The organism is Bradyrhizobium sp. Mp27 (genome assembly GCF_029953005.1).
Lineage (GTDB): Bacteria > Pseudomonadota > Alphaproteobacteria > Rhizobiales > Xanthobacteraceae > Bradyrhizobium > Bradyrhizobium barranii.
The window spans coordinates 93438-108190 of sequence record NZ_JASAUS010000006.1 but is presented as its reverse complement, the minus strand read 5'-3'; the positions used below and the strand labels follow the sequence as shown (position 1 = coordinate 108190).

The following is a 14753-nucleotide window of genomic DNA, read 5'->3' as shown; positions in this document are numbered from 1 at the left end:
CTCCTCGCAATGACGGCGGAGAGAGTGTGCCTCGGTCGTAAAATTACGAAGACGCCAACTTCGGCCGGCCGTAGATCGCATCAGCCCGCTTCTCGAATGCGATGGAGAAGCGCGCGAACGCGGCATCGAACATCGAGCCCATCAGCATCGCCAGCATGCGGCTCTTGAACTCGTAGGCGAGGAAGAATCCGACGTCGCAGACGCCCTCACCCTTGGGCTCGAAGGTCCAGCGGTTCTCGAGGTTGCTGAACGGGCCTTGCAGATATTCGACCAGGATATTCAGATTGGCGCGGTCGAGCGTCACGCGGCTGGAGAAGGACTCCTTGACCAGCTTGAACGACACCGTCATGTCGGCGACCAGCACCTCGGTGCCGTCGGGTTTGGCCATCCGCTGGCGGATCTTGAGCGCGCTGCACAGCGGCACGAACTCCGGGTAGCGCTCGACGTCGGCGACCAGATCAAACATCTCGGACGCGCTGTGATGGACACGGCGCTTGCTTGAAAATTTGGGCATGGCGGTTCAGCGGGCAGTCGCGGCCCGTGCGGCCTTCAGTCTCGCAAAGTCCTCGCCGGCATGATGCGACGAACGGGTGAGCGGGCTCGCCGACACCATCAGGAAACCCTTGGTGTAGGCGACCTTCTCGTAGGACGAAAACTCGTCGGGCGGCACATAGCGCATCACGGCGTGGTGCTTGCGGGTCGGCTGGAGATATTGCCCGATGGTCAGGAAGTCGACGTCGGCGGAGCGCAGATCGTCCATCACCTGCTGCACCTCGTGGCGCTCCTCGCCGAGGCCGACCATGATGCCGGACTTGGTGAAGATGGTGGGATCGAGCTCCTTGACCCGCTGCAACAGCCGGATCGAGTGGAAGTAGCGCGCGCCTGGCCGCACCGTGAGGTAACGCGACGGCACGGTCTCGAGATTGTGGTTGAAGACGTCGGGCCTCGCCGCGACGACGACCTCCAGCGCGCCCTCCTTGCGCAGGAAGTCCGGCGCCAGGATCTCGATCGTGGTCGACGGGCACGCGGCCCGGATCGCACGGATGGTCTCTGCAAAATGCTCGGCGCCGCCATCGGCCAGATCGTCGCGGTCGACGGAGGTGATGACGACGTGGGCCAGCCCCAGCTTGGCGACGGCCTCGGCGACGTTCTGCGGCTCGGCCGCATCCAGCGCATTGGGCATGCCGGTCTTGACGTTGCAGAAGGCGCAGGCCCGGGTGCAGGTGTCCCCCATGATCATGAAGGTCGCGTGCTTCTTGTCCCAGCACTCGCCGATGTTCGGGCAGCCCGCCTCCTCGCACACGGTATGCAGGCCGTTGGCGCGCACGATGTTGCGGGTGTCGGCATAGCCGCGGGTATTGGGAGCGCGCACGCGAATCCAGTCCGGCTTCGGCGGCGAAGCGGAATCAGGGCGATTCACCTTTTCAGGGTGACGCGGGCGCAACGGGTTCGAGATGGTGTCGACAATAACGACCATGGGCTGTCCGGTCTGTTCAGGTCCTACCTAGTCGGTCTGGCTGCCTGCCGCAACCCGGCTCGCGCCGCTTCAGGGAACATGGCAGATATGGGCAATATCCTGCTCTGTTCTCAGGCGATTCTCACCTCGAATGGCTCCAACCTCGAAAGCCTCTCCACCGCGGCTCGGCAAGGCCCTGAAGCGCGCCTTTTTCGGCCGCAGCGTCCACGAGGTTGCGCCCGATTTGATCGGGGCCACCATGCTGGTCAACGGCGTCGGCGGCCTCATCGTCGAGGTCGAGGCCTATCATCATACCGAGCCGGCGGCGCACTCCTACAATGGCCCGACGCCGCGGAACCAAATCATGTTTGGGCCGCCCGGCTTTGCCTATGTCTACCGGTCCTACGGCATCCACTGGTGCGTGAACTTCGTCTGCGAGGAGGAAGGCTCGGCCAGCGCCGTGCTGATCCGCGCGCTGGAGCCGACGCATGGCCTGGCGGCGATGCGCCGCCGCCGCCACCTTCAGGAGGTGCACGCGCTGTGCTCGGGCCCGGGCAAGCTGACCGAAGCGCTCGGCATCACCATCGCGCACAACGCCCTTCCGTTGGACCGGCCGCCGATCGCGCTGCATGCGCGGACAGAGGAGGTCGAGGTGGTGGCCGGCATCCGGATCGGCATCACCAAGGCGGTCGAGCTGCCCTGGCGCTATGGCGTCAAGGGCTCGAAGTTCTTGAGCAAGCCGTTCCCGAAGTAGGCCTAGAACCCGTTCCGATGGAAGGGACTCTAGATTCTAGTTTTGACGCGTTTTCTTGACGCGAACCGGTTTCCACTTCGCTCGAAAACGCTCTACGACGCCTGCTTCAGCCGCTCCAGCGCATCCAGCAGCTTGGCCTTGCGGGCCAGCGCCGCCTCGCGCTTTTCGCGCTCCTCCTCGACGACCTCTTCGGCCGCATTGGCGACGAACTTCTCGTTCGCCAGCTTGGACTCGGCGCGCTTGATGTCGGCGTCGGCCTTGCCGATCTCCTTGTCGAGGCGCGTGCGCTCGGCGGCGACGTCGATCACGCCCTTCAGCGGCAGCGCGGCCACCTCGCCGCGCACGAGGAGCTGGACCGCACCATCAGGTGCGCGGTCGGCGAAGGAGATGTCGGACAGCCGTGCCATGCGCTTGATGACGTCGGTCCAGCGCGGCGCGCGTTCCTTCGTCTCGGTCGAGGCGCCCGCGAGCACCAGCGCCGTGAGCGTTGCCGGCGGGATGTTCATCTCGGCGCGCACCGAGCGGATCTGCGTGACCAGGTCGATCACCCAGCCGATCTCGGCTTCCGCCTTGGGATCGGTGAAGTCGGCATGGTCGAAGATCGGCATGATCAGGACCGGCGAGATCAGCGGATCGGTCGGCCCGGCTGCCGCGGCGAGCATCGCGAGTTGCTCCGGCGTCGGCTCGGACGGCTTCAGCGGCCATTGCGCCAGCGCCAGCAGGCCGTCGCGCTTGGCCGTCACCTCCCACAGCTCTTCGGTGATGAAGGGCATGAAGGGGTGCAGCAGCTTCAGGATCTCGTCGCGCGCCCAGGCGACCATGGCGCGGGTTTCGTCCTTGGCGGGGCTGTCCGGACCGAGCAGCACCGGCTTTGCGAGCTCGACATACCAGTCGCAATAGACGTTCCAGACGAAGCGATAGATGGCGCCTGCCGCGTCGTTGAACCGATAGGCTTCGATTGCCTCGGTCACCTCGCGCGTGGTGTGCGCGCTCTCATGCGCGATCCAGCGGTTCAGCGTCTCCTTGGCCTTCGCCGGCTCGAAACCTTCGGGCACGGCGCAGTGGTTCATCTCCGCGAAGCGCGACGCATTCCAGAGCTTCGTCGCGAAATTCCGGTAACCCTCGACGCGGCTGGTGGCGAGCTTGATGTCGCGTCCCTGCGCCGCCATGGCGGCCAGCGTGAACCGCAACGCGTCGGCGCCGTATTCGTCGATCAGGTTGAGGGGGTCGATGACGTTGCCCTTCGACTTCGACATCTTGGCGCCCTTCTCGTCGCGGACGAGGGCGTGGATGTAGATCGTCGAGAACGGCACTTCCTTCATGAAGTGCAGGCCCATCATCATCATCCGGGCGACCCAGAAGAAGATGATGTCGAAGCCGGTCACCAGCGCGTTGGTCGGGTAATAGCGCTGCACTTCCGGCGCGTCCTCGGGCCAGCCGAGCGTCGAGAACGGCCACAGCGCCGAGGAGAACCAGGTGTCGAGCACGTCCTCGTCACGCGTGATGAAGCCTTCGCGCTTGTTGCGGTCGAGCGCCATCTCGCGGCCCTGCTCGGCCGTGATGACCTCCTGCTCGACGTAATAGCCGAGCGCGTGGCTGACGGCCTCCTCCTCGGTCTCGGCGACGAACACCTTGCCATCGGGGCCGTACCACGCCGGGATCTGATGACCCCACCAGAGCTGGCGCGAGATGCACCAGGGCTGGATGTTCTCCATCCACTCGAAATAGGTCTTTTCCCAGTTCTTCGGCACGAACGTCGTTTCGCCCGAACGCACCGCTGCAATCGCGGGCTTTGCCAGCGTCTTGGCGTCGACGTACCACTGGTCGGTCAGATAGGGCTCGATCACGCTGTTCGAGCGGTCGCCGTGCGGCACCATGTGGGTGTGCGGCTCGATCCGCTCGACGAAGCCGAAGGATTCCAGCCGCTCGACGATGCGCTTGCGCGCCGCGAAGCGGTCGACCTTGTGAAACTCCTCGGCGAACTGCGAAGCGCCTTCCGGCAGGTTGCGCAGGTAATCCTCATTGTCGACGAGGTCGAGGCAACCTTCCCTGTCGATGACGCTGATCCGGCCCAGGCCGTGGCGATTGCCGACCTCGAAGTCGTTGAAGTCGTGCGCGGGCGTCACCTTCACCGCGCCCGAGCCCTTGTCCGGATCGGAATATTCGTCGGCGACGATCTTAATCTTGCGACCGACCAGCGGCAGGATCACGTTCTTGCCGACCAGCTTCTGATAGCGCTCGTCATCGGGATGCACGGCCACGCCGGTGTCGCCGAGCATGGTCTCGGGCCGCGTGGTGGCGACGACGATGAAGCTCGAGGAATCCTCGGGGCTGAACGTCTTGCCCTCGATCGGATAGCGCAGATACCACAGGTGGCCCTTGACCTCGGTCTGCTGCACTTCGAGGTCGGAGATCGCGGTCAGCAGCTTGGTGTCCCAGTTCACCAGCCGCTTGTCCTTGTAGATCAGGCCGTCGCGATGCAGCTCGACGAACACCTTGATGACGGCCTTCGACAGGCCCTCGTCCATGGTGAAGCGTTCGCGCGACCAGTCGCAGGAGGCGCCGAGGCGCTTGAGCTGGTTGATGATGGTGTCGCCGCTCTCGGCTTTCCACTGCCAGACCCGCTCCAGAAACTTCTCGCGGCCCATCTCGCGGCGGCTGGGCTGCTGACGCTCCATCAGCTGCCGCTCGACCACCATCTGGGTGGCGATACCGGCATGGTCGGTGCCGGGCTGCCACAGCACGTCGCGGCCGCGCATGCGCTCGAACCGGCACAGGATGTCCTGGAGGGTGTTGTTGAGGGCGTGGCCCATGTGCAGCGAGCCCGTCACGTTCGGCGGCGGGATCACGATGGTAAAGGGCACTGCGTCGCGGCGGTCAGGGCGGCCGGCCCTAAAGGCAAGGCTGTCCTCCCACACGACGGACATGCGGGCTTCGATATCGGCGGGCTGGTAATTTTTCTCGATCATGGGCTGCTAGAAAGCCGCGCGCGGGGGGCAAGTCAACGAAAAGGTCCGGGAGAGGATCAACGGAAAGCCCGGCGGCAAGACGGCTTTCCGGCCGGTCGGCAGGCCAAACAGGCGCATAAGCGGGGCTTTATGAGGGCTCGGGAGCCGCCCTCACCTGCCGCCGCGCGAGACCCGCTCGATTTCGGCCTTCACGATGCGTTCAACGAGGCCCGGCAGGTTGTCGTCGAGCCAGGATTTCAGCATCGGACGCAGCATCTCCTTGACCAGATCTTCCAGCGTCCGCGCATTGCTGCTGAGCACCGTGTGGGCCAGGGAATTGAAGGCGGATTCGACCGCCGAGACCGTCGATTGCGCCAGGATCGGCTGTTGAGGCGGCAGCGGCGGCGCATCGTAGTCCACCGGCGGATAGGACGGTGTCGAGCGCAGCAGCGGCGATTCGGCGAATTCCAGATCGTCGCGCGGCTCGACCTTGCGGAAGCTCGGCGGCGGTGGCGTCGGCTCTGGATCCAGCGCCATCTCGTCGGTCAATTCGAGCACGTCGGGTTCAGGTTCGGGCTCTGGCTCAGGCGCACGGACCTCGGGCGCAGGCGTAGCCGCGTCCAGCCCCGCCAGCAGAGCATCAATATCGTCCTGGTTATTGGATGCATCCGCCGCAGGTGCGGGCGGCGGCGGCGCTGGAGCCGGCTTCACAGCCACCGGCGGCGCTGGCTTCTCGGCAGCAAGTTTTGCGGGAGCGACCTTGGATGGCGGAATGTCGTTCATGGCTGGCGGCTTCGGCGCAGCTGCAGCGGGCGTGGGCTTGGCAGCTTCGGCCGGCGGCGGCTTGGCCTCATCGTCGGCAATGATGCGCCGGATCGAGGCCAGAATCTCCTCCATCGAGGGTTCTGTGACCTTTGCAGGCTGCGTCATCTCCGACTCCACATCATCAACGCCCTCGCATGCGTTGTTTTACACCAAGCACGACAGGATTGGCCGGTTCCGCAACGGACGCCCCGACATTTTCGTCGCGGCAGCCCGACTTGTCCCCAGTTCACGGCTCAACGTGCGGAGGTGCGCCCCTGCCCTCGGCACTCAAGCCTTTACGCACACGACATCAGGTGCCGGGCGAATCGACCCGCATCTTCTTGGCAAGGCTATGTCAGGGATTTTGATGATTGCAAGCAAAGCACCAGTCGGCCCCGGCTGTTTGCGAGGCCGACCGGATGACTACGGACCTTAGCGTCCGTCAGGCGTGCGCACGCCGGCCCAGCTGTCGCGGACCTGATGGTAGTGAACGCTCGGATCATAAACCGTGGTCGCAAGGCCGAGGACCTGCGGCGACAGACGGCCGATGGCGGCCAGAACCTGATAGGACGCGACCACGCGGTCGTGCTGGGCGGTGACCAGCGCGACGCGCGCGTTGACCAGCGCCTGCTGCGCGTTGAGCACGTCGAGGGTGGTACGCTGGCCAGCCTTGGCTTCTTCGCGCACGCCGTTCAGCGCGATCTCGGACGCCGTGACCTGCGCCTGCGCGGACTGCACCTGGGCTTTGCCGGCCTGTAGCGAACCCCACCACTGCACGACCGTCGCGCGGGTCTGATCGCGGGTCGTTTCGAGGTTGAGACGCTGCTGCGCCAGATTTTCCTTGGACTGACGGATCAGCGAATATGAATTGCCGCCATCGTAGAGCTGCCAATTCGCCTGCGCGATGGCGGACGCGTTGAACGACCTGTATTGAATCAAGGACTGTTCGTTCCCCTGCGTGGCCCCCACCTGCAACGCGATCGTCGGCAGCAGCGCGCCTTCGGCGACCTTGACCTGCAGAAAATTGACGTCGATGCCGAACATCGCGGCCGTGACGTTGGGATTTTCGATCAGGCCGAGCTCGACTGCCCCGGCGAGGCTTGCGGGCAGGAAACGATCCACCGGCGAGCCAGGCGCGAGGTTCGTCGGCTCGTTGCCGATGATGCGGCGGAAGTTCGCGCGCGTCGTGGTGAGATTTGCTTCGGCCGTGAGGGCCTGCGTCTTGCCGGCCGCCAGCTGCGCTTCCGATTGTGCAACGTCGGTGCGCGTCACTTCGCCGACGTTGAAGCGGTCACGCGTCTGCTTCAGCGTCTGCTCGAGCACGCGCACGTTGCTGCGCTGGACTTCGAGCGTAGCCGCATCGCGCAGATAGTCCATGTAGATCGAGGCGCCCTGGAGCAGCACGCTCTGATCCAGGCTGCGCAGCGCTTCGCGGGAGCCGGAAACCTGGCTCTCGGCGGCGCGCGTCCTGTTGCCGGTGATGTTGCCGTTATAGAGCGTCTGCGTGACGGTCACACCCACGCTGCGCGGCACGCTGGGCCCGTTGATTGGTGAGTTGCCCGGCGCCGGCGAACTCAGCGTATCCTGATATTGATAGCCGCCGTTCGCCGTCAGCGCGACCCTGGGGCGATATCCCGACAACGCCTGAGGCACGTTCTCGTCGGTCGAGCGCACCTGGGCGCGCTGTGCGTTGAGCTGCGGATTGTTCTGATAGGCCCGCACCAAGGCGGCATCGATCGTGTCCGCCAAGGCAGGCGTCGGCCCGGCAAGCGCCAGCAGCAGGACCGAAACCGCAGCTCCGGTGAAGAGCTTCACCCCATGCATCCCTTAAATTCCGTTCATTCTAACGCCCCGCTCGTGCCCGCGAGCTAGGATACCGTCTACCGAGTGGAGTCGTTGCCCCTCAGCAACATAGGCTGCCAATTGGCGCAACGGAACCACCTGAAGGTAGTTCCCGGTGGAAACTCTTCACGTGCAGCATCCGGGCCACACTTCTGATTCAGAACGGGATTTTAACGGGCCAAAGCCCTCAATCGGACCTTCAGAAGACGAAAGCGGCGGCCCGTTCCAACCCGGGAAGGACCGGAGCTGCGGCATCGAACAGCGCCCGATGGCCGAATTCACCGTGGGTATGGGTCACGATCACGGCCCGGGGGGGCGTGGACTGGGCCGACACCCCCACGAGGCGCCCGCCCTCCTTGAGCTGCCCGAGCAGCGCTTCTGGCGTCACCTCGAAGGCGCCGTTGAGGATAATGACGTCATAGGGAGCGGCAGAGGGATCCCCTTCGGGGCAGGCTGCAGCCTTGCACGTGACGTTGGAGAGGCTGGCGCAAGCATCCTTGGCCTTCGCGGCCAGGGCCGAATCACATTCCGTCGCGGTGACTTGACGGGCGAGCCTGGCCGTCAGCGCGGCGAGGTAGCCGGTGGCGCAGCCGACCACCAGCACGTTGTCACCCTCGCTGATTTCGGCGGCCTGGAGCAGCTTGCCGGTCAGTTGCGGCTTGATCAGGAACCGCTTGGCCCCACCTTCGCTCACGTCGAGATCGAGGTCGAGATAGGCCAATGCCTGCCTGGCAACCGGCACGAACGCCTCGCGCGGAACCGTGAGCATCGCGTCGAGAATACGGCGATCGGTGACGTCATTGGTGCGCACCTGGCCATCGACCATTTTTAGGCGCGCGGTCGAGAAACCGGACATTTGCGGACCCTGCAATGCGGACGATGCCGCGGACGAAATTTGGCGGCATCTTTGGAACAGGCTCCGCGAAAACGCAACACGTCCGTTGGCCCCGGCGGACCAGGATGCCAACCCACGGCGTCGAGCTGGTCGGTCAGCTATTCGATCGTGACCGCGAGGCGGCCGATCAACGCGGCGACTTCGTCGAGCCGCGCCGAATCGTGCGCCTCGACGGCGCGCGCGAGGTAGGCCAGGCATTCATCATCGCTGAGTTCGGGAACGTCCGCTGGCAGAATCGAGGGGGCCATTTCGGAACGGTCGACCAGGACGTCTTGCATGGGAATCAGCTCCGTAAAAATCCGGCACTCGCAATCTCGATTTAAATTGGGTCGAATTGGCGTCGCCCTCATGACGCGACCGCGCCCGCACGCACACAACTGCTTGAGTGCGATTCTGGGCGGGATTTGCGCGGATCACTGTTGAAACGTCGCCTGAAGTGGTGCGGTAGTGACATTAGAATGCGGGCACAGAACATTGAAAATACGTTGAAATTTCATGTGCGCTCCGCAAGCCCACCGCCGCCCGGAATGGAGCGTCCGTGCGACCGTGTCCCACCCTGCGGGTTCAGACGACGGTTGCAAGGTAGAGCTGCGTGTCGAAATAGTCTGCGGCCCGCACGGGTGCGGCGACGCCGGCATCCGTCATGAAGAAGTCGCTGACCTGCTGGAGCCATTTCACGACGGTCCCGTCGGAATAGAGCCGCTTCCATTCGCGCGAGGAATAGAGCTTCCGGGCCTTGAAGGCTTCCGCGATGTCGGCGCGACCGAGCGTCGGCCGGCCCCAGAGCTGAGCGGTCGCGACCTCAATGTCGTTGATGAGAAAGCCCCGGCCGCGGCCGAGCGCCAGATAGTTGCGAAATACGCGTTTGCTGGTTTTCTCTCCGGTCATCGGAGCTGCCTGAACGCCTCCATCAGTACTTTCGAACGATGGACTTCGCCGCCGCCGGCGCGGGCGCTGCCGGCGAGACCGAGAAAGTAACCCAGGTCGACCAGCTGTTCGGCCGGTTCTCGGTCTCAAGGTCCTTGTAGCCTCGGACATTGAGATAGCCCTGGTAGCCGTCGGACATCGGGATCATGAAGCCGATCTGCGGACCGATGCCGACCGCCTGGCCGCGGAAGCCACCGAGCTTGGCGCCGGGACCGCTATCGTCGGTGATCTGCTGGAAGAAATAGCCGGCGATGCCGATGTGAACGTTCTTGCTGACGAACTGCGAGGCAGCCCAGTCGACATGAAAATCCATGCCGTTCTGATACTGGAGGGCCCCGTTCATGAAACTATAGGTGAGGCCGCCGACGATCGAGAATTCGTGTCCGGTCTTCAGATCGAGATAGGTGTAGCCGGCACCGACGTCGATCGCGGGGAAGCCAAAACTCAGATTGGCGAGCCGGCTGGAATCATAGGTGCCGCTCGGGATGTTGCCGGTGATGTAGACCAGCTCGTTGTGGACGCCCTGATTCCATTTCAGCGTGCCCTGGTAGAACACGTCGGTCAGCGTCGTGCGGTTGTCGGTGGCGCTGCCCGAGATCGTATTGCCGCGCGGACCGGTCAGCGTCGCATCGATGCCGGCGCCAATGTTGCCGGGTGCGGTGAGCACGGTGAAGCCGGCTTGGCCGCCCAGCACCGGCATCGGCGAGGTGTAGGTGATGCCCATGACGAGCGCGTCGGCATGTGCGTTGAGGCCGGCGGTCACCGAGCCGGGGCCGGCGGCTCGACCGCATATTTGATCCTGACGCTCTGGTCGGCGATGGCGTAGGAGCCCGGCTCCTGTGGCGAGATCGCGTATTCGAACCGTACACCGGCATAAGCCACGCCATCGCGCTGCTCGCTGGTGTTGACGCTCTGCAATTGCCGCGTCACCGCGTTGCGCACCTGAAAATCCGGCAGTTCGGGCGGCGACGTCATGTAGTTCGGTGCCAGGACCAGGACACTCAACGTGGTTTTCTGGCCGATCACGACCCGCGGCGGGTCGATCGTCACGTGCACGATCGGCTGGAGCGCCACTGATTGCTGCGCATGCACAGCCTGCGGCGGGAGTGTGCCGCCGAGCAGCAGGGCGATGAAGCCGATCCAAACTCTCACTGCGACGCCCTCCCCTGGGCTGGAGCGGCCGCCTGGATCGCGAATTTGAGTTTGAGGAAATCCGCAGGTGAGGTCTGGACCTGACGCATCCAGGCTTCGGCGGCGCCGGCAGTTGTGACGTCCTGCGGTGTGATCGTGATCTTCTTTCCGCCTTTCTGATTGGGATCGACGCGCATCTCGTCGGCCTTCTCATCCGGCGGTGCAGGGTCATCCTGCTCCTGCTTGCGGCGCTTGGCTTCACGCGCATCCACGGCGGCCTGAACGATGGCGCGGTTCGTCTTCGCGGCGGCGTTGCTCGGCTGCGCCTTGAGCACCTCGTCATAGGTCTTGAGCGCTTTCTCATAAGCGTGGTTCTGCGCCTGCGCGTTGCCCAGCGCGAATTTTCCCTCCAGCGTGTCAACGCGCGAGAATTCCTCGGCAGCGGCAAGAAAATCGTACGCACGGTAAGCCGAGATTCCGCGCCACATCGGATCTGCGAATGTTGTTTTCGCAGCGGCATAGTGGCCACGGTCAAATGCAAGCCGTCCCTGCTGATCCGGCGTCAGCCAAAGATTGGTAAAGCGCGATGCCTCCTCGGCTCTCGAGGCGCTGGCGTGCGTCACGATGAAGAGAGCCAGGACCCACGTCACCGTCGTACCGCGCCGGAACCAGAGCAGACTCAACAGCGCCAGCGGCGGCAGCAGCCAATAGCCCTCATCTCGCCATTGCGTGCCGAACGCATCCCCCTGGGCGGCCTGGAAACGCGTCTCGATCCGGCGCTCCAGTCGTACGATGTCCGAGCCGTCGATACTGACCCGGATGACGTCCGCGCCGGCCGGCAGCGCCGATGTGTCCGGGCTGACCGCGAATATAACGAGACCATTGCGGCCGGCCGCCTGCCGGACCGTGGCCGCATCCGCCGTCCCGAGATCGTCCGCGACCAGCAGGACCGTTCCGGGGACCGGTTCGGCCGCCAGCGCGTCGGCCGCCAGCGCGACGGCACCCGCAACGTTCTTGCCGTCCGCCGGCATCAACCCCGGCCCAAGCGCGGCCAGAAATGGCTCGATCACGGAGCGGTCGTCGGTCGGCGGCATCACCAGATGCGCGGTTCCCGCAAAGGCCACGAGCCCGGTCCTGGCGCCCGCGCGGGCCGCAAGCAGGTCCCGGATCTTCTGCTTGGCGCGTTCGAGGCGCGAGGGCGCCACATCGGTCTCATTCATCGACGATCCGACTGCGAGCGCAATCATCAACGGTGCCTTGTCCTCGACGAAGGGCGGAAGCTCCCGGCGCCAGGTCGGACCGGACAGGCCGATGATGCCGAGCATCATGCCGGCTGCTACGAGATAGACCGGGTTGACGTGGCGTCCCTGTCCCGGCCGCACGATGAGATGCGTCAGCAGATGCGGCGCGATCACGCCACCCCATTGTGCGCGGACATCCTGCCGGCGAAGCAGCACCGCAAACACGACAGCGAGCGGGATCAGCGCGAGCAGCCAAAGCGGGCGCAACAGATGGAAGGACATGGTGGCTGCGTCACGCATGGCTGACGCTCCGCATCCGGCGCCACTCGCTGCCGAGCAGGAGCCAAAGCCACAAGAGCAGACCGATCGCGATGGCCAGGCCGAACGGCCATTGAAACAGCGGCAGCTTCGGCCGCCATGACAAGGTCTGAAGCTTGGTCGGCGCGAGGCGATCGATATCGGCATAGATCGCCTGCAACTGCGCGCCATCCTCGGCGCGGAAAAAGTGCCCTCCGGTGGTGTCTGCGACGTGCTGCAAGACGGCGAGGTCGACACGGTTCTCGCCCGAGGCTGCGGGATCACCGACTCCGATGGTGTAGACCGTGACATCGTTCTGACGAGCGATGTCGGCGGCGTGCTCGGGCGGCACCCGGCTCGCCGTATCGTTGCCGTCGGTCAGGAGGATCAGGAGCTTCTGTTTCGCCGTGCTGGCTGCAAATGTCTTGATGGCGAGCCCGATTGTGTCGCCGATCGCCGTCTGCTGGCCGGCCATGCCGACCCCTGCCTGATCGAGCAATTGCTGCGCCGTCTGGAGGTCTTGCGTGAATGGCACCTGCACATAGGCCCTGGTGCCGAACAGGATCAGGGCGACACGGTCGCCCTTGCGGCGGGCGATGAAGTCTCTGATCACGCGCTTGACGCCGTCGAGACGGGTGAGCGTCGAGCCGTCCGGCGCCTTGAAATCGCGCTGGTCCATCGATCCCGAGATGTCGATCGCCAGGATCAGGTCGCGCGCGGAGACCTCGCGCGTCACCGCGTCGCCGACCCATTGCGGCCGGGCCAGCGCCACAACCAGCAGCGTCCAGATGGCCACCGCCGCGACCATCTGGACGGCGCGGCGTTCGAGGACGACCGCGCCGCGCTGCGGTGTCTGCCCGGTCGCCGCCGCCAGCCTGTCGAAGAAGGGCACCTGGATCGAGGCCTGCCGCGCCCGGTATGGCGGCAGCAGCCACCACGCCAGGACTGGCAGCGGCAACAGCAGAAGCAGCCATGGCCAGGCGAATTCAAGCATGATGCCCCCTGATCCATCGGCGCACGAGACGGACCAGAGATTGCAGCTCGGCGCCATCAGGCGGAATTCGCTGATAAGGCCCGCTCGCGAGCAGGCGGCCCACCCCGTGAGAAAACTCCTCGCCTCCATAGCTGCGATCGAGGAAGGCCAGCCATGCCGGCCCGACCAGTGGCGCCACTCGTTCGCGCGGAAAGGCCGCGAGCGCCGTGCGCCGCACCAGCACGGTCAGCTTCGACAACAGCTCCGACGGCACCGAATTGCGCGCATGCTCGATGCTATCAAGCTCCGCGAGCGCTTCGCGGCGATAGCGGTTGACACGGCGCAGATGCGCCACGCGCCACACGGTAGCGCAGATGGCCACGAGCAGCAGGGCGATCGCAAGCCTCGCCTCCCAGGTCTGTGGCCAGAGGCTGACCTCGCGCGGCAGCGGGAAGTCGATCAGGCCGGCTACCGGGTCGGCAGTCACGGACGTAGCCTCAGCCAAGGGCCGCCTCCGTCTGGTTATGCGGGGCCGCGCGGCCACGACCGGCCGGCAAACCACCAAGAAGACGCCGAAGCTGCGCAGCGGTGTCCTCCGCCGCGCTCAACGGCAGGACAGGAATTCCGAACTCGTGGGTCCAATCGAAGATGCCCTTCAGGCGGTCCCGAGTGAGCTGCGATACGCTCTTGCGGACGCTGTCGCGGCCGACATCGAGCCGGATCTGCAACTCGCCATCGGTCACGGTCATGCTGGCCGACGGTGGCAGATCGCTTTGCAGGGGATCATGGACCATCGCGGCAATCACGTCATTGTGCCGCGCCAGCGCGGCCACCATATCGCGCGTGGCAGCGTCCGCACCGTCAAAATCGCTGATGATGATCACAGCGGCGTCGTGCGGTGCCCGACGCCTTGCATGATCGAGCGCTGTGTTGAGCATCGTCGGCGCGGACACCAGACCGCGCCCGACGCCGAGCGCTTGGTTCTGCGTGACGACGGCCGCGAGGATCTGGAGCACGGTCGCCCGGCTACGACGCGCCCTCACCTCGATGCAGTCTCGATCGTTGAACACGACGGCGCCGATGCGATCGCCGACGCCTAGCACCCGCCACGCCCCGATCGCTGCGGCCTCGGCCGCCGTCACCGATTTCATCGCATGCCGGCTGCCGAAGAACATCGACAGGCGCTGATCCACCACCAGGATCGTCTGCCGGTCGCGCTCCTCGTTGAACACCCGGATATGGGGCTTGCGCAGGCGCGCCGTCACCTTCCAGTCGATCGAGCGGACGTCGTCGCCGGGACGATAATCCCTGATCTCCTCGAAGTTCAAGCCACGGCCCCGCATGCGGGAGGCGAAGCGGCCGGACAAAAGGCTATGCACGGGCTGGCGCGGCAGGAACGAAACCTTGCGTCCGCGATGTTCGAGCGCGATCAGATCGTGGAGACCGACATAGACACCTGTCGTATTGGCTGATGTCTCGGTCATC

Annotated in this window: 15 protein-coding genes; 1 reads left to right on the top strand and 14 read right to left on the bottom strand. The window is 65.0% G+C overall.

The genetic code is table 11. The annotated features are described in order from the left end of the window. Positions 1 to 43 precede the first annotated feature (43 nt). Both QJT78_RS06410 and lipA read right to left on the bottom strand, forming a co-directional pair. Entirely contained in the window at positions 44 to 514 is a 471-nt protein-coding gene (locus QJT78_RS06410) for a ubiquinone-binding protein (protein WP_028147572.1), read from the bottom strand. A gap of 6 nt (positions 515 to 520) precedes the next feature. Then, a complete protein-coding gene (gene lipA / locus QJT78_RS06405) occupies positions 521 to 1477 on the bottom strand; it encodes a lipoyl synthase (protein ID WP_028147573.1) in 957 nt (318 codons plus the stop codon). Between the two features lie 130 nt (positions 1478 to 1607). Here lipA and QJT78_RS06400 point away from each other — a divergent pair, with 130 nt between their 5' ends. Beyond that, the gene (locus QJT78_RS06400) at positions 1608 to 2210 is read left to right on the top strand and encodes a DNA-3-methyladenine glycosylase (protein ID WP_028147574.1); all 603 of its coding nucleotides are present in this window, start codon (positions 1608 to 1610) and stop codon (positions 2208 to 2210) included. Positions 2211 to 2302: 92 nt separating this feature from the next. Here QJT78_RS06400 and QJT78_RS06395 read toward each other — a convergent pair whose 3' ends face one another. From QJT78_RS06395 to QJT78_RS06340, 12 genes are all read right to left on the bottom strand, one after another. Next, the gene (locus QJT78_RS06395) at positions 2303 to 5179 is read right to left on the bottom strand and encodes a valine--tRNA ligase (protein ID WP_028147575.1); all 2877 of its coding nucleotides are present in this window, start codon (positions 5177 to 5179) and stop codon (positions 2303 to 2305) included. Between the two features lie 150 nt (positions 5180 to 5329). Beyond that, entirely contained in the window at positions 5330 to 6088 is a 759-nt protein-coding gene (locus tag QJT78_RS06390) for a DUF2497 domain-containing protein (protein ID WP_028147576.1), read from the bottom strand. Between the two features lie 306 nt (positions 6089 to 6394). Continuing rightward, the gene (locus QJT78_RS06385; protein WP_028147577.1) at positions 6395 to 7786 is read right to left on the bottom strand and encodes a TolC family outer membrane protein; all 1392 of its coding nucleotides are present in this window, start codon (positions 7784 to 7786) and stop codon (positions 6395 to 6397) included. A gap of 217 nt (positions 7787 to 8003) precedes the next feature. After that, on the bottom strand, positions 8004 to 8660 hold the full coding sequence (locus tag QJT78_RS06380; protein ID WP_028147578.1) for a protein-L-isoaspartate O-methyltransferase: 657 nt from the start codon (positions 8658 to 8660) through the stop codon (positions 8004 to 8006). Between the two features lie 137 nt (positions 8661 to 8797). Further along, positions 8798 to 8977, bottom strand: coding sequence for a hypothetical protein (locus QJT78_RS06375; RefSeq protein ID WP_028147579.1), 180 nt, complete (start codon positions 8975 to 8977; stop codon positions 8798 to 8800). Positions 8978 to 9263: 286 nt separating this feature from the next. Beyond that, entirely contained in the window at positions 9264 to 9587 is a 324-nt protein-coding gene (locus QJT78_RS06370; RefSeq protein WP_028147580.1) for a hypothetical protein, read from the bottom strand. A gap of 22 nt (positions 9588 to 9609) precedes the next feature. After that, positions 9610 to 10389 (bottom strand): transporter, encoded by a 780-nt coding sequence (locus tag QJT78_RS06365; RefSeq protein ID WP_244433270.1) that lies wholly within the window; start codon positions 10387 to 10389, stop codon positions 9610 to 9612. Next, positions 10386 to 10778, bottom strand: a complete 393-nt coding sequence (locus QJT78_RS06360) for a BatD family protein (RefSeq protein WP_038943739.1) — start codon at positions 10776 to 10778, stop codon at positions 10386 to 10388. Before QJT78_RS06360 ends, QJT78_RS06365 begins: the two co-directional genes overlap by 4 nt. Continuing rightward, complete coding sequence (locus tag QJT78_RS06355) at positions 10775 to 12298, bottom strand: VWA domain-containing protein (protein WP_212480357.1); 1524 nt, start codon at positions 12296 to 12298, stop codon at positions 10775 to 10777. The genes QJT78_RS06360 and QJT78_RS06355 overlap by 4 nt, the downstream gene beginning before the upstream one ends. After that, on the bottom strand, positions 12291 to 13289 hold the full coding sequence (locus tag QJT78_RS06350; RefSeq protein ID WP_028147582.1) for a VWA domain-containing protein: 999 nt from the start codon (positions 13287 to 13289) through the stop codon (positions 12291 to 12293). The genes QJT78_RS06355 and QJT78_RS06350 overlap by 8 nt, the downstream gene beginning before the upstream one ends. Then, on the bottom strand, positions 13282 to 13773 hold the full coding sequence (locus tag QJT78_RS06345) for a DUF4381 domain-containing protein (RefSeq protein WP_063629831.1): 492 nt from the start codon (positions 13771 to 13773) through the stop codon (positions 13282 to 13284). The genes QJT78_RS06350 and QJT78_RS06345 overlap by 8 nt, the downstream gene beginning before the upstream one ends. Next, positions 13766 to 14752, bottom strand: coding sequence for a DUF58 domain-containing protein (locus QJT78_RS06340; protein ID WP_028147583.1), 987 nt, complete (start codon positions 14750 to 14752; stop codon positions 13766 to 13768). Before QJT78_RS06340 ends, QJT78_RS06345 begins: the two co-directional genes overlap by 8 nt. Position 14753 lies beyond the last annotated feature (1 nt).

Excerpts from the sequence above, each read along its gene's own strand:
- QJT78_RS06410 (WP_028147572.1), bottom strand. The coding sequence starts at position 514 with ATGCCCAAATTTTCAAGCAAGCGCCGTGTCCATCACAGCGCGTCCGAG.
- lipA (WP_028147573.1), bottom strand. The coding sequence starts at position 1,477 with ATGGTCGTTATTGTCGACACCATCTCGAACCCGTTGCGCCCGCGTCAC.
- QJT78_RS06400 (WP_028147574.1), top strand. The coding sequence starts at position 1,608 with ATGGCTCCAACCTCGAAAGCCTCTCCACCGCGGCTCGGCAAGGCCCTG.
- QJT78_RS06395 (WP_028147575.1), bottom strand. The coding sequence starts at position 5,179 with ATGATCGAGAAAAATTACCAGCCCGCCGATATCGAAGCCCGCATGTCC.
- QJT78_RS06390 (WP_028147576.1), bottom strand. The coding sequence starts at position 6,088 with ATGACGCAGCCTGCAAAGGTCACAGAACCCTCGATGGAGGAGATTCTG.
- QJT78_RS06385 (WP_028147577.1), bottom strand. The coding sequence starts at position 7,786 with ATGCATGGGGTGAAGCTCTTCACCGGAGCTGCGGTTTCGGTCCTGCTG.
- QJT78_RS06380 (WP_028147578.1), bottom strand. The coding sequence starts at position 8,660 with ATGTCCGGTTTCTCGACCGCGCGCCTAAAAATGGTCGATGGCCAGGTG.
- QJT78_RS06375 (WP_028147579.1), bottom strand. The coding sequence starts at position 8,977 with ATGCAAGACGTCCTGGTCGACCGTTCCGAAATGGCCCCCTCGATTCTG.
- QJT78_RS06370 (WP_028147580.1), bottom strand. The coding sequence starts at position 9,587 with ATGACCGGAGAGAAAACCAGCAAACGCGTATTTCGCAACTATCTGGCG.
- QJT78_RS06355 (WP_212480357.1), bottom strand. The coding sequence starts at position 12,298 with ATGCGTGACGCAGCCACCATGTCCTTCCATCTGTTGCGCCCGCTTTGG.
- QJT78_RS06350 (WP_028147582.1), bottom strand. The coding sequence starts at position 13,289 with ATGCTTGAATTCGCCTGGCCATGGCTGCTTCTGCTGTTGCCGCTGCCA.
- QJT78_RS06340 (WP_028147583.1), bottom strand. The coding sequence starts at position 14,752 with ATGACCGAGACATCAGCCAATACGACAGGTGTCTATGTCGGTCTCCAC.